Here is a 13083-nt window from a genome sequence, read left to right on the forward strand (position 1 = left end):
TACTTATTCTGGTGTGGTAGGGGCGCCCGGATTGTTCCAGAGCTTTACCTGATTTCTGCCGTTATTCTTAGCTTCATACATTGCAATATCGGCACGCGTGACGAGCTCGTCAGCAGTCTTGGGGGACTTTTGAGATAAGCTGGATACACCAAAACTTGCAGTAAACTCGATAATATTGCCGTTTGATTCGAAGGCAGAGTTTGAAAATTCTTGGCATAGGGTGTTGGCAACATGCTCAGCTTCATTCAATGAGGTATCAACAAGCAAAATAATAAATTCTTCACCTCCGTAGCGCGCGATGATATCGCCTGAACGTGTGATAGTGTTTTTTAGAATTACTGCGGCATGGCGGAGGCATTCGTCTCCAGTTTTATGCCCATAGTTATCATTGATCGATTTGAAACGATCTAAATCGCATAATATGACAGACAACTCGCGGCGGTGCCGTTCAGCTCTTTTTAGCTCGATATGCAGGCGTGATTCAAAGTGCCGGCGATTGAATAGAGTGGTCAAGGAGTCGGTTGTAGAGGCTAACTCCAGGCGATTATTTGCTTGCTCAAGCTCGGTGAGCGCTCGTTGCATGGATTGAGTCCGCTCACGGACTTTGGACTCTAGCTGGGCATTGATAGTGGTTTGTGTTTCCAATAATTGCTCTTGCGACTCTCGTAGCCTCTTTTCACTTGAAAGTACAGATTCCTGGGCGAGAATGCGCATTTCTTTTTCACGGTTTATTCGGTTGGCTAGAGCAAGAGAAAGCAGGGATACCAAAAATAGAACACCAATTTGCCCTGCATTATTGGTAAAGAAATTGGCCGTCACGAGCCCGAATTTAACCGCGCCTAATGTACCAATCCCCAAGAAAGTTGTGGTCCAGGCGAGGCAGTAGTAGCGAGCATCAGAATGTCCCCGGAACAAAGCGATATACCCGAGTAGCATTGACATGGTGCAATTGATTAAAGCAAGAGCGCTGTTTAGACGTATCGTAATGCTATATGAAATGATAAAGGTCAGCACAAATGAGATGCTGGACACGACTGCTAAAGCTTGTGCAATGCGATAAGCTTTTGGGTTGGTTTCTTTGAGCTTTAAAAACTCAATAATCAGCACTAAAACGGTAATATTACAACCGCCGATAAAAACGGATATCGCGTAGCTATTCCATTCTAGAGCCTCTGGCCATAGATAGGCAAAGCCATAACCCTTTAGGCTTATTTGAAAGAGCAAGTAACTGAAAACGAAAAGAACATAGTAGAAATAGCTCATTTCCCTGATAGAGAAAAATAGCAATAAATTATAGATGACCATGATGCCGATGACGCCTGCCCAGATACCTTGCATCAGGTGGTCGTCAGAAGAAAATTTGGCATGACTCTCGGTGTCCCAGAGTATTAATGGTGCTTCGATAGTTCCCGCGGAAGCGATTCGCATGACGAACTCATTGCTTCCTTTGTTCAGTGTATACGGTAAAACAAAGTTTTGATGGCTTATTGGTCTTTGCTCAAAGGGATAGGTGTCACCGACTACATGCTGAGCAACAACTTGCCCTTTATTTACTTGATATAGTTCTACCTTATCCAGAAAAGGAATGGCTAGCTCTAGGTAAACATCGCTGGGCTTGTTGCTTGGGTTATCAATTCTAAACTTAAACCAAAAAGCTGAGTTGGTGAAGCCAAAGTTTGGGGAGGCTCGTTGTATGTGCTTCCATGCGTGTGTTTTATTTAGAATTGTATTAATACTATGGCGATGCTCCTCATCCTCTAAGTAGAGCATTTTTGAGCCTATCGGAATGCCTTGGCTTTTACCTGGTGTGTAAATTGTTGTGGGTGTAATACTCTGGTTAGGCGTAATGAAGCGGGTTTGGTCTGTTATCGATAAATTATCAGCATGAGCGCAGGTCACTGACATGAGTGCAATAATAAGCAAGCAGCAGCTAAAAGAACGCTTTATCAAATCCCTAATCTGGGGGCACATGGATGAGAGCACTAACAAACCTTGAACTAATGGCGAAAGAGTTGGACTGAAAAGGTCGTAATTTCCAGTTGATCTTTAAAAGTATAGGGCAAGTTGAGTGCTTGTCACGTTGACCAAGGATAAATCAACGTGACGAAGTTGGTATTCGTGGGATCTTACGTCTAAAGCGCTAGATCGATCTGAACAGGGCAATGGTCAGAACCCATAATATCGTTGAGAATATCGGCGGCTTTGATGTTGTCGCGCAAGCTTTGGGAGGCGAGGAAGTAATCAATCCTCCAGCCTACGTTCTTCGCACGGGCGCCGGCTCGATAGCTCCACCAACTATATTTGACGGTTTCAGGGTTTAGTTCTCGGTAAGTGTCTATAAAACCAGACGCAACGTAGCGGTCTAAACCGTCAATTTCTGCCTGCGTGTAGCCAGCACTTTTATTGTAGTTGGGCTTGGGACGGGCCAGGTCGATGTCTTTGTGCGCAACATTCAGGTCGCCACATAAGATAACTGGCTTGCTTTCTTCGAGTTTCTTTAAATAATCATTGAAGTCTTTGTCCCACTCTTGACGATAAGGCAAACGTTTAAGCTCACTACCAGAGTTTGGGGTGTAGACAGTAACCAAGTAAAAGCCGTCATACTCAGCAGCAATCACTCGACCTTCCTGATCGTGCTCTTCAATTCCCATATCGTATTGGACAGAAATAGGTGCGTGTTTGGTCAGAATAGCTGTGCCTGAGTAGCCTTTCTTCTCGGCAGAGTTACAGTAGATATGATAGCCCTCAAGATCTTTAAGTGCTTCCATCACCTGATCATCCTGGGCTTTGGTTTCTTGCAAGCATAGAACATCTGTTTCCATAGATTCGAGAGAGGAGAGAAAGTCTTTCTTCATCACCGCTCGAATACCGTTAACATTCCAAGAAACCAATCGCATTATAAAACCTCTCTTTAAATCAAATAACGTACACCAATTAATGCTCGCTAGAGCAGACGTACAGAAACGAGGGAGAGAGTTTAGTGAAAAAGGTTAAGGAAGAACAGGCTTAGGCACGATTTCGCAAATGACAGGTCAGTGGGTTCGCCGTAATTTGGTGTACACGAACCACCCTGTTATGGTGGTGAGGGAGTGTGGGGCCTTATAGGGTGCGCACTGCGCACCGCTAGTCGTGGCAAGGAGGCCTAGGGCGCTACGAGCCGCTGGCCTCATTAATGTCAGTCACATTCTGAGGATTGCTCAATTCCTCTAGAACTTCTGGTTTGCCCTTACATGCTTGAATAATCAGCTCCTTATGCTTGGCAAGTAAGAGGCCAAAGGATTCTGCTTGAGCTTCATCTACACCCGCTATTTGGCTTTCAATTAAGGTCGTAAATTGCTCACCAAGCTCTAGCATTTTGTCGTGAGCGTCTGCATCTTTTTTGTTTTCAAACATGGCACCGTCCCGATCACATTTCCACATTGCAATGACTGGCATGACTCTTCTCCATCAAGCGATTATCAATTTAACTGTATATTAATACAGTATCGGGTTTAGTCAACCATTGTTTTTTGAACTTTTTGCTGCCATGGTGTTCTTAAGAGAATATTAGGGGCAGGTTGCGACCCTAATATTCTTTTAAGAACTTATGTTGCAGAAGAAACCATTTATGAACAAAGTCTTTTTATACTCTAGCTATTTTATCTTCGTCTTATTCGGGTTTAATGCATATGCTGAGGGAGAGAATACTGTCTCAATTGGAAAGTTTTCTGAATGGGGGCTGGAGGAATGGGAGTCGGTCGAATTCAATGATGAAACCTCTTATCGTTTGAAAGACGAAAGTGATAATCCCAAACTGAAGGTTTTGCATGCAATTAGTCAAGCTTCTGCTTCGGGTATGTTCAAGAAAATGAAAGTGAATATACAGAAGACTCCCTTTTTAAATTGGCGCTGGAAGGTCAATAAACCCTTAGCGAGTTTGCCTGAAGAAACGAAGCAAGGCGATGACTATGCTGCGAGAATCTATGTAGTCGTTTCTGATGGCTGGTTTTTCTGGCAAACCAAGGCCTTGAATTATGTCTGGTCGAGCCGGGAAGATGCGCCAGCAAGTTGGCCCAATGCTTATGCGCCTGACAACACTCTGATGATACCCTTACGAAATAATAGCGACGGCGCAGGGCAGTGGCATATAGAAAAACGAAATATTCAGGAAGATCTGAAAGCCTGGCTCGGCAAATCCTATGACGAAGTTGAGGCGATTGCGATTATGACTGATGCCGATGACTCCGGGTCGAATGCCGAAGCTGAATACGGTGATATATTCTTTTCGGAACGGTGATAGGGATTTCACGGATGGTCAAGTTGCTGAAATCCTGCAGTCTTAAAAACGCGCCATTCCCGTAGTCTTAAAGACGCGTCATTCCCGCAGTGTGTTAAGCGGGAATCCATTTTGCTTGATGCGCCGTGCTAGGTATCATGGATCCCGGCTGAAGAGCACACCGGGATGACGATAGTGCACCCTAATGCCAAACAACCGCTTGGCGTGCTTCATACCAATCATCCAAATGAGGCTTGTAACTCGACTCAATAACATCTCGCTTCATCTTCATCGTCGGTGTTAGGTGCCCGCTGGCGATGCTCCACTCATCACTGACAATCGTCACGAACTTGATATGCTCATGAGGGTCAAGTGTAGAGTTTACGTCCTTGATTAAAGATTGAAAGCTAGAGGCAAGCTCTGCTTTAAAGTCATCACAGCTTGTTTTTTTGGCCGATGATTCGGCTAATACTACCAATGCGTGAGGTTGTGGGTACTCAGCGCCCGATACACAAACCATCTCAATGTCTTGATGGCCAATAATCTTATTCTCTATTGGCGCTGGCGCAACGTATTTACCTTTACTGGTTTTAAATATTTCTTTGGTTCGTCCGGTAATCTTAAGGCGTTTAAGTTCATCAATTTCACCACGATCCCCGGTTTTCAAATAGCCATCTTCAGTGAACTCAGCCTTGGTTTTCGCCTCATCCTTGTAGTAACCCATCATCAGGGTAGGGCTCTTGATTTGAATTTCACCTTGCTCACTGATTCGACAATCAACACCAGGTAAAGGTTCACCTACGTAACCAAGGCAACTTCTGCCTGGCTGGGACATATGAGAATAACCAAAGTTTTCAGACATGCCGTAGCCTTCGAGGAGTTCAAGACCAAGCTTTTGGTACCAGGCAATCGTATCTTGACTTAGTGGTGCAGAGCCACTCGCAGCATAGCGTACATCCTGCAGACCAAGCGTCTTCAATACGCGTTTTTTCATATAGCCTGACAGTAAAGGAATCTTCATCAAACGATCGAGCTTTTGTTTTGGCATCTTGGCAAAGACACCTGTCTGGAATATTGTCCAAATTCGAGGAACCGCCAGGAACAAGGTAGGGTTTGCTCGGTTCAAGTCAGCGACAAAGGTATCGAGTTTGTCGGCGAAAAATAATTGAAAGCCAACAGATATAGAGGCCATTTCGACTACAAAACGCTCCATCACGTGTGCCAAAGGAAGGTAAGAAAGCATTCTGTCTTGATCAGTCACTTTTAATGAGGCTATCGCGCCTTGTGCAGCATAGGCCATGCTATGGAAAGATAGCATCACGCCTTTGGGGTTCCCGGTGCTACCAGAGGTATAAACAATCGTGGCGATTTCATCTGCTTCGCGAGCTGTATTTTCACTTAAGGCTTCATTCTTTGCGACAATCTGATCCCAGCTAGTATACTTTTGCTGCACTTCTTCCGGGCTTAAGTCAAAGGAAATACAGGGTAAGCTTTCTGGAATACCGTCTTTCATATCGTCCCAATCATCAAGCTTACCAGCGAATAGGACTTGTGCTTCGGAATGCTCAAGTATATAGCTGACGGTATCGGCGTTTAGGGTTGGGTAGAGCGGAACGGTAACGTGTCCTGCCATCCAGATTGCCCAATCCGCCATGACCCACTGAGCGCAGTTTTTTGACAGTAATGCTATGTGGCTCTTGGCTGGTAAATTAAGAGTCTTCAAATAGTTCGCCATCTTTCTGGCTTCAGATACGGCTTGTTGCCAGGTATAGGTTTTAACTTGTCCATTGCCAAGAGGTTGCGTGAGGTAAATGTCCTGGGCCTTTTCCTTTTCCCAGCGATAAACATGTTCAAGTGCGAGTGGAATCTTTCTATCGTTCATTATTATTCCTTTGTAAACGTAGCTATTAGATTGTTATTGGTTTTTAAATTCTGCAGGAGAATTGTACAGATAAGGAGCGTTAATCCCTTGACCCTAGGTTTTAAAATATTGACGCTGGGTTGCACTTGTGGAAGGCTCAACCTAAAGGTTGGGCAGCTACAACAAGCTCAATTGGTCACTAGTAATCTCGTTATATGAGGTGCCTAAGAAGCTGACTACACCATCGACAATAGGTGCGATTTGTCTGGCGAGATACAGGTCATAATCAAGTGGTGATACAAGGTGTTCTATAGGCTCAGGCCCATTCACGGTATAACAATAAGAGACCCAGCCGCCATTTTCATAACGTGGCGCCTTGCCTTCGCTGACTAGCCACTCGTCAGCTTTTTTGGCGGCTTGGGCATGAGGGGGTATATTCGAGGTGTAATCTCTGAGTTTTCTTCTTAAGCGCTTTCGATAGATCAACTGGTCGTCGTATTGCCCGCTTCGTATCCCGCTAAGTAATTGTTTGAATAACTAGGCAACTCGGGTTATTCTAAATTAAGACTGTTTGTCTTCTTTGTACTCTTCAGACTGCAATTTACCAATCCCTTTTAAACGATCTCTAGGATTGACGAGCATTGGTCTGGTTAGAAGTAAGTTGTTTGGATATATAATAACTTCACGCGCTTCACTGATTAGTTTAGTGCTGAATAAGTTAATTTCAGAAATATACCCCTCGACGTAATTATCGCCATCAATCACTCTGACGAAGTTGCCACGCCTGAATGACTTTTGCACTAAAAGAATAAAAAATGAGGTGATGTTACTTAGTACCGACCACCCGGCGAATAACGCCACACCAGTGACCGCCAGAATACTGGCAGACAATGTCAGGAGTCCTTTGAAGTCAAAACCCCATACAAATAGAGTGACTACCACTGTTCCGATTAACAGCAACACATTTACTGCAGCGAGCGCGGTTTCTTTCGATTTGTCTTTTAGATTTCCGTGCTCTGCATGTGCGATGATTCGTGGTCGTAGTACGTATTTAAAAAAGCCGTAGATAATGATGATAACCAACGTTAGCAACACATTTACTTTGTACATTGAAAACCAGGCCAAAAGCTCATCAAACATTTTTTACCTCAAGAATACTTTGCTTCAACTTCATACTTATTGTCTGTCTACGAGCATAAGCTATTCATAGTTTACGCTCATTCTATCTTCACTCTGGATATACTCCGACTCGGGGTCCACAAGCGCTCGTCCTGCCATTGCGGTGCGACCCAGCAACATAGGATATCGCATATTAGAGCGGTCAGTTAAGGTGATGGGTATCGTCCAATGACTTTTCCCAATGCAGACACTCGCTTCAATCAAGCAACGCTTCTCTTTAGCCTCATTATTGGTTTTAACAAGCCTTTTGTCGACGAGTTTTGCTGACCGTCTACTCGCCCTTCGGTCAGGAAAGACATCCTTTGGTAAATCAAAACTGACCCAAGTTTCATTATCCCTCTCTTCATACTCAATATTTTCGACGTGCAAAGATGAGTTGTTAGCGCCGGTGTCAACTCTTACCTGAACGTTGAATAAATGTAGTCCAGGTAGGTCAGCGTACTCGACTGCACCCAGTAAGATCTTTCCATCAAGGTATTTCGCGAAGGAACTTCCCACAATTGTTTGCTCCTCACTTAGGTTTCCATTCTTTGAAAAGTTATCATGGCTCATTTAACAATACCTCGGATTCACTGACCAAATTGTCATTCATTAGCTCTAGATTTTCAGCCACTTCGTTTGGCTTGGAAAAATAAGCAATATGAAATAATGCTTCACCCTCCTGTGCTAATGGGATGTTCTGTTTACCAATAATAATACCCTTAGCATGACTCGTGATGGTGTCTAATACTCGACCAAACGGGTCTTGAATATCTGCCAGCGCATCGCCTTTCTCCACGAGCTCACCAAGCGTTCTTTTATAACGGATAAAGCCACTGTCAGTTGACCTTACCCATCCTGACTGCCTAGCAATAAAAGGTTCATATTTAAGCTTGCTTCGTCGTTTGGTAAGCATATCTAATGAACGCATAACGTTAACGATGCCTCTTACACCCGCACGAATAGATAATTCATCAAATCGCAATGCTTCACCTGCTTCATATAAAAGTACTGGTACGCCCAGTTCTCCAGCAGATTCTCTCAACGATCCATCCCTTATATCGGCATTAAGTACAACAGGCACGCCAAAGGCTTTTGCAAGTTCATTTGTTCTTTCATCATCTAAATTTGCTCGTATCTGTGGCAGATTTGAGCGATGAATCGCACCTGTATGTAAATCAATCCCGTAGTCCGATTTTGAAACGATCTCTTTCAGAAACTGGTTTGCAATTCTTCCTGCTAACGACCCTTTAGTCGAGCCGGGGAAGCTTCTGTTTAAATCTCTTCTGTCAGGTAGATAGCGGCTTTGTGAAATGACGCCATAAACATTTACAATGGGGACTGCTATGAGCGTTCCCTTCATTCCTCTAAGTTGTTTACCTTGAATTAGGCGACTAATAATCTCAGTACCATTTAACTCATCACCATGAATCGCAGCGCTAACGAACAATACCGGGCCATCTTTTTTACCGTGTTTCACGTATACCGGCATCGACATTTCGGTGTCGGTATACAGCGCAACGGTGGGCATTTCAATGTATGCTGATTCACCCGGTTTGATGTCACGTCCTGCTATGGAAAAGCTCTGTCTCATTGTAATATCTCAACTAATATTTGCATTGTCTCAACTAATAACTAACCTTTCCCTTTAGTTTTGGTTGCGTTGGGTTTTGCCTTCTTTTCGATATGCGAAATAATCATCCCCGCTACATTTTTGCCGGTAGCCGTTTCAATGCCTTCTAGCCCCGGGGAAGAGTTCACTTCCATGACAACGGGCCCGGTAGCACTTCGAAGAATATCTACACCGCACATTGATAAGCCCATTGTCTTTGCTGCATCGACTGCTGTTTTTCTTTCAGCTGGCGATAAGCGAACTATTTCAGCCGAGCCCCCTCTGTGTAGGTTTGAGCGAAACTCACCAGGCGCAGCCTGACGTTTCATTGCAGCAACGACTTTATCTCCCACCACAAGACAGCGAATATCAGCACCATTTGCCTCCTTAATGTACTCTTGTACAAGGATGTTTGCTTTTAGACCCATAAATGCCTCAATGATGCTTTCGGCTGTCTTTGTCGTTTCCGCTAATACAACACCAATGCCCTGAGTGCCTTCCAATAACTTAATGACAACGGGTGCGCCACCGACATTCTTAAGTAAGTCATCTATCTTGTCAGGCCGATTTGCGAAACCTGTTCTAGGTAAACCAATCCCTTTTCTAGATAACAGTTGTAAAGAACGAAGTTTGTCCCGTGACCGGCTAATCGCGACCGATTCATTAATACAATAAGTTCCCATCATTTCAAATTGTCTGACGACCGAAGTACCGTAGAAAGTAACCGAAGCTCCTATTCGTGGAATGACAGCGTCATAAAGAGGTAAGGGCTTACCTTTGTATCTCACAGAAGGTTTGGCGCTGGTAATATCCATATAACAATGCATTGTATCGATGACATCAACAGTATGCCCCATCTCTTCTCCTTCTTCTTTTAGTCGGCGAGTAGAGTAGAGCTCTGGGTTACGGGATAGGATTGCTATTTTCATTGGGATACCTCCAAACATTGTCAGTTGAGCTTGTGTAAATCTGTCGTAATTTTGGGCCTGATTTTTTAAAGCGTAAAACGAAAAGAATTTGTGTTGACGACAAAATTTATTAGGTGGTCGAATGACGAAACTAGTATGACAATAATGAGGATAGTGCTATCAATCAGTTGTTTTGGAATCTACTATGATGAACGTCTTAACAATGCCTGACAGATTAACCAAGAGTCAGATAAAAGAAAGTTTTTATAGAACCTACAAGCTAGTAAACCGAGTCACTAACGGAGTGAGTACCGGCGAGGTTTTTAAGCAGGGTGAGAGAGTTGCTTATTGTGAGGGTTTAGATAGTGATGAACCATTTCAATACCTCAAGGGTGTTGTTGACAGTCATATCAGGAACGAAATTAGACTGAGAGAAAATAGCATGCCTGACCTAACAGCATGGTATCGCGCAATTTGTGAGACCCTTCCAATTGAAAGCCGCAAAACGAACGACATTATCTGTGAACTTTTTAAAGCAGGTCGCGAGTATGTTTCGCTAAGTGACTTGGCTGGGAAAGCCGAGATATCAAATACCTCTGAATTATGCTTTTTGTTGTCAAATTTAGCACGAAAAATGTGTGACTCTATACCTTATGAACCGCCCTGCCAGGGTGATGGTCGCGATGCATACCTGGCCTTAATTTGTGATAGTTCTCCTTTAGGTGATAGGGTTAGACTTAATTGTCTCTTTAGTACTATATTTAAGGACTATTGGCATAAATAGGTTAGCTCGCTGGCCTTAACATAGGCGACATCATGGACATTGAGTTATTACGTACATTTTTGGAAGTAAAGAATACGCGTCACTTTGGTAAAGCGGCTGAAAACTTATACCTTACCCAAGCAGCGGTCAGTGCTCGTATCAAACAATTGTAAAATGTATTAGGTGCGAAGCTTTTTACTCGCTTTAGGAATAACTTACAATTAACGGTGACAGGTGAGCGCCTTATTAATCATGCCGAAACAATTATCATTGCATGGGAAAGAGCTCGCCAAGATGTATCGCTACGAAAGAAACAAAAACACGTAATTTCTCTCGGTGCCACAACAGGTCTTTGGGACCTGGTGCTGCAAGACACATTGCACCGACTTCATCGCGATTTTCCAGAAATGGCATTGAGGACGGAAGCGCACAATCCAGATATCTTAACCCGGCACCTAATGGAACGTACATTGGATGTGGCGCTTATTTATGAACCAGCGAAACTCAATGACTTGGTATCTATACCCATAACCCCCGCCGAACTGATTTTGGTTAGCACGAATGCTGACGCAACAGCAGAGGAGGCAGTCCAGCAACGTTATATTGCCATTGATTGGGGTTTGTCGTTTCAAATGAGTTTTACTCAGGTGTTTTCAGATAATATATCACCTATTCTTCATACTACGCTTTCACGAATAGCGCTTGAATTTATGCTTGAATTTGGCGGCAGTGCCTATTTACCATACCGTTTAATTGAACCCTATATCGACAAAAGCCTTTATCAAGTTGCCGATGCGCCGGTCATTGCTAGACAAATCTTTGCGTGCCATCATCGAGAGAACATTCATACGAACGAGATAGAAAACATTCTCAATGTTATTAGGGCGCTTGAAATGCCTGTAGAAGACGCTCCAGAGATTGAAGTGCCAGAAATAATAGAGATATAGAGGGTTATGACATGTTAAGTATTATCCAGCTCTCTGACGATGGTAAGAGTCAAGAGCTCGAAGCAATGTCGATTGATGATCTAATTTCCGGCGACTTACTCACGAGCCAAAAGCTGTGGATTGATCTTACGACCGAAGATCATGAAATAATTAAACGTTTGCTCACAGAGCTAAATATTGACCACCTTGCTATTGAAGATACCCTGCGAAAGAGCCACCCGTCAAAAATCGAGTTTTTTGACGAGCACTTATTTATTTTGTATCGCGGAATTCGTGCCATTGAAGATGATATATCTTTCCAACATCAGTCGATTGGACTCATTGTTAAAGACAACATTCTGGTTACTGTTCACCCGGTTAAATCGGTTGGGGTAGAGCAATCTAAAAAAGCCTTGCGTAAACTCAAACATATATCTCCTATGACGGTCGCTATTCAAATAATGAAAGCAGCATCGAGTGTTTACCTCGAGAAGTTGCTTAATTTTGATACTCAACTTAGTGAGATTGAGGAGCAACTCGAAAACAATGCAAATGACCAACAGTTGAAAGAGCTGACAAAGTTTAAGTCGCGGCTGGTAAAACTGACGCGGACATTTAATTATCATACGGACATAAGTGAAGGCTTACATAAAGAAAGTGATGAGTACGCATATTTCGACAAGGCAGCTTGCGAGCATGCAATTAACGACTTAGATGATCGTTTCCAGCGCCTTTTTACACTTGCTCAGATGCACTACGATATTTGCGGAGATTTGATCGATGGTTATTTATCGATATCAGCGCATCAGCTGAATGAAACGATGAGAGTTTTAACGGTCATCACCGCTGTGTTTGTGCCACTAAGTTTTTTGGCAGGGCTATATGGGATGAACTTTGACTATATACCTGAACTCAAGGTTGAGAACGGCTATTTTTACCTGCTCGCAATCATGTTGTCGCTATCAACGGGCTTAGTTTATTGGTTTAAGAGAAAGCGCTGGCTGTAAAAGCCAACGTTCAATTGAAAAAGTTAGCACTAAGCTTGACCTATCGAAATAGAGATTTCAACTAGAGCGTACAAACAGCAAGAAAAGCTTAGTCGGCTAAAGCCAAAAACTGCCGTTGAAGGGCATTGTCGAAATGGCCTAGTTCTCCTGATTTAAAGATGTCGAAGAATTTTGATTTTGAAGCACTAAGCACTACCTTTCTGACAGTCTGTCTTCTCCACAAAGTAGACATCTGAGAGTTGTTAGATTCGAATCGGTTTGTCTGATACCTGCCAAAAATATCATTACAGAGCCGGAGGTTTGTATAACGCTCATTGCTCGGCTAATATGGATTCTAAAATCGCGTTTCAGAAAAAGACTATTAAACATGTTGCATGATTTCAATGTCCTGCCATTTCTCAGAGCATCCTTTTGTTTCTTGAGCCTTTGTTTATTTAGCGTCCAAACGACCTCGAAAGAACTTCACTTTGTCACCGTTGAGCATGCTCCGCATAGTTTCGTAGAAGCTGGGAAAGTCGTCGGAAGCGTTACACAACTGCTACATGAGATTTTTGAAACAATGGGCTATCAGCTGGAGATTACTTCGGTCCCAG

General features: G+C 43.4%; 15 protein-coding genes. 6 read left to right on the top strand and 9 right to left on the bottom strand.

What is annotated here, in order from left to right; genetic code table 11:
• Positions 1 to 3: 3 nt before the first annotated feature.
• The 3 genes from A3763_RS15730 to A3763_RS15740 form a co-directional block, all read right to left on the bottom strand.
• The gene (locus A3763_RS15730) at positions 4 to 1950 is read right to left on the bottom strand and encodes a diguanylate cyclase (RefSeq protein WP_197469783.1); all 1947 of its coding nucleotides are present in this window, start codon (positions 1948 to 1950) and stop codon (positions 4 to 6) included.
• Between the two features lie 182 nt (positions 1951 to 2132).
• Entirely contained in the window at positions 2133 to 2897 is a 765-nt protein-coding gene (locus tag A3763_RS15735; protein WP_068508849.1) for an exodeoxyribonuclease III, read from the bottom strand.
• 253 nt (positions 2898 to 3150) lie between these two features.
• The gene (locus tag A3763_RS15740) at positions 3151 to 3435 is read right to left on the bottom strand and encodes a YebG family protein (protein ID WP_068508847.1); all 285 of its coding nucleotides are present in this window, start codon (positions 3433 to 3435) and stop codon (positions 3151 to 3153) included.
• A 172-nt stretch (positions 3436 to 3607) separates the two neighbouring features.
• On the opposite strand from A3763_RS15740, the gene A3763_RS15745 reads away from it, so the two are divergent.
• Complete coding sequence (locus A3763_RS15745) at positions 3608 to 4276, top strand: DUF3047 domain-containing protein (protein ID WP_197469663.1); 669 nt, start codon at positions 3608 to 3610, stop codon at positions 4274 to 4276.
• A gap of 181 nt (positions 4277 to 4457) precedes the next feature.
• Here A3763_RS15745 and A3763_RS15750 read toward each other — a convergent pair whose 3' ends face one another.
• The 6 genes from A3763_RS15750 to rimK form a co-directional block, all read right to left on the bottom strand.
• Entirely contained in the window at positions 4458 to 6137 is a 1680-nt protein-coding gene (locus A3763_RS15750; protein WP_068508844.1) for an AMP-binding protein, read from the bottom strand.
• A gap of 156 nt (positions 6138 to 6293) precedes the next feature.
• Positions 6294 to 6602 (bottom strand): hypothetical protein, encoded by a 309-nt coding sequence (locus A3763_RS15755; RefSeq protein WP_068508842.1) that lies wholly within the window; start codon positions 6600 to 6602, stop codon positions 6294 to 6296.
• Between the two features lie 75 nt (positions 6603 to 6677).
• Positions 6678 to 7256 carry a mechanosensitive ion channel domain-containing protein gene (locus A3763_RS15760; RefSeq protein WP_068508841.1) on the bottom strand — a complete coding sequence of 193 codons (579 nt, stop codon included), beginning with the start codon at positions 7254 to 7256 and terminating at the stop codon, positions 6678 to 6680.
• A 60-nt stretch (positions 7257 to 7316) separates the two neighbouring features.
• Positions 7317 to 7847: a RimK/LysX family protein gene (locus A3763_RS15765; protein WP_082880487.1), complete on the bottom strand. Its 531-nt coding sequence runs from the start codon at positions 7845 to 7847 to the stop codon at positions 7317 to 7319.
• The gene (locus A3763_RS15770; RefSeq protein WP_068508839.1) at positions 7837 to 8868 is read right to left on the bottom strand and encodes a succinylglutamate desuccinylase/aspartoacylase family protein; all 1032 of its coding nucleotides are present in this window, start codon (positions 8866 to 8868) and stop codon (positions 7837 to 7839) included. Before A3763_RS15770 ends, A3763_RS15765 begins: the two co-directional genes overlap by 11 nt.
• A 41-nt stretch (positions 8869 to 8909) precedes the next feature.
• The gene (gene rimK, locus A3763_RS15775) at positions 8910 to 9815 is read right to left on the bottom strand and encodes a 30S ribosomal protein S6--L-glutamate ligase (RefSeq protein WP_068508826.1); all 906 of its coding nucleotides are present in this window, start codon (positions 9813 to 9815) and stop codon (positions 8910 to 8912) included.
• Between the two features lie 184 nt (positions 9816 to 9999).
• On the opposite strand from rimK, the gene A3763_RS15780 reads away from it, so the two are divergent.
• The 5 genes from A3763_RS15780 to A3763_RS29670 form a co-directional block, all read left to right on the top strand.
• Positions 10000 to 10578: a hypothetical protein gene (locus A3763_RS15780; protein ID WP_068508825.1), complete on the top strand. Its 579-nt coding sequence runs from the start codon at positions 10000 to 10002 to the stop codon at positions 10576 to 10578.
• Between the two features lie 32 nt (positions 10579 to 10610).
• A complete protein-coding gene (locus A3763_RS27045) occupies positions 10611 to 10730 on the top strand; it encodes a LysR family transcriptional regulator (RefSeq protein ID WP_082880488.1) in 120 nt (39 codons plus the stop codon).
• A 54-nt stretch (positions 10731 to 10784) separates the two neighbouring features.
• Positions 10785 to 11504, top strand: a complete 720-nt coding sequence (locus A3763_RS15785) for a LysR substrate-binding domain-containing protein (protein WP_082880489.1) — start codon at positions 10785 to 10787, stop codon at positions 11502 to 11504.
• 11 nt (positions 11505 to 11515) lie between these two features.
• Positions 11516 to 12490 (top strand): magnesium transporter CorA family protein, encoded by a 975-nt coding sequence (locus tag A3763_RS15790; RefSeq protein ID WP_068508819.1) that lies wholly within the window; start codon positions 11516 to 11518, stop codon positions 12488 to 12490.
• Between the two features lie 367 nt (positions 12491 to 12857).
• On the top strand, positions 12858 to 13083 hold a 226-nt coding region (locus tag A3763_RS29670), incomplete at its 3' end, for a hypothetical protein (RefSeq protein WP_231872221.1).

The sequence above is a fragment of the Oleiphilus sp. HI0128 genome (genome assembly GCF_001635365.1).

Excerpts from the sequence above, each read along its gene's own strand:
- A3763_RS15760 (WP_068508841.1), bottom strand. The coding sequence starts at position 7,256 with ATGTTTGATGAGCTTTTGGCCTGGTTTTCAATGTACAAAGTAAATGTG.
- A3763_RS15780 (WP_068508825.1), top strand. The coding sequence starts at position 10,000 with ATGATGAACGTCTTAACAATGCCTGACAGATTAACCAAGAGTCAGATA.
- rimK (WP_068508826.1), bottom strand. The coding sequence starts at position 9,815 with ATGAAAATAGCAATCCTATCCCGTAACCCAGAGCTCTACTCTACTCGC.
- A3763_RS15735 (WP_068508849.1), bottom strand. The coding sequence starts at position 2,897 with ATGCGATTGGTTTCTTGGAATGTTAACGGTATTCGAGCGGTGATGAAG.
- A3763_RS15750 (WP_068508844.1), bottom strand. The coding sequence starts at position 6,137 with ATGAACGATAGAAAGATTCCACTCGCACTTGAACATGTTTATCGCTGG.
- A3763_RS27045 (WP_082880488.1), top strand. The coding sequence starts at position 10,611 with ATGGACATTGAGTTATTACGTACATTTTTGGAAGTAAAGAATACGCGT.
- A3763_RS15765 (WP_082880487.1), bottom strand. The coding sequence starts at position 7,847 with ATGAGCCATGATAACTTTTCAAAGAATGGAAACCTAAGTGAGGAGCAA.
- A3763_RS15745 (WP_197469663.1), top strand. The coding sequence starts at position 3,608 with ATGAACAAAGTCTTTTTATACTCTAGCTATTTTATCTTCGTCTTATTC.
- A3763_RS15790 (WP_068508819.1), top strand. The coding sequence starts at position 11,516 with ATGTTAAGTATTATCCAGCTCTCTGACGATGGTAAGAGTCAAGAGCTC.
- A3763_RS15770 (WP_068508839.1), bottom strand. The coding sequence starts at position 8,868 with ATGAGACAGAGCTTTTCCATAGCAGGACGTGACATCAAACCGGGTGAA.
- A3763_RS15740 (WP_068508847.1), bottom strand. The coding sequence starts at position 3,435 with ATGCCAGTCATTGCAATGTGGAAATGTGATCGGGACGGTGCCATGTTT.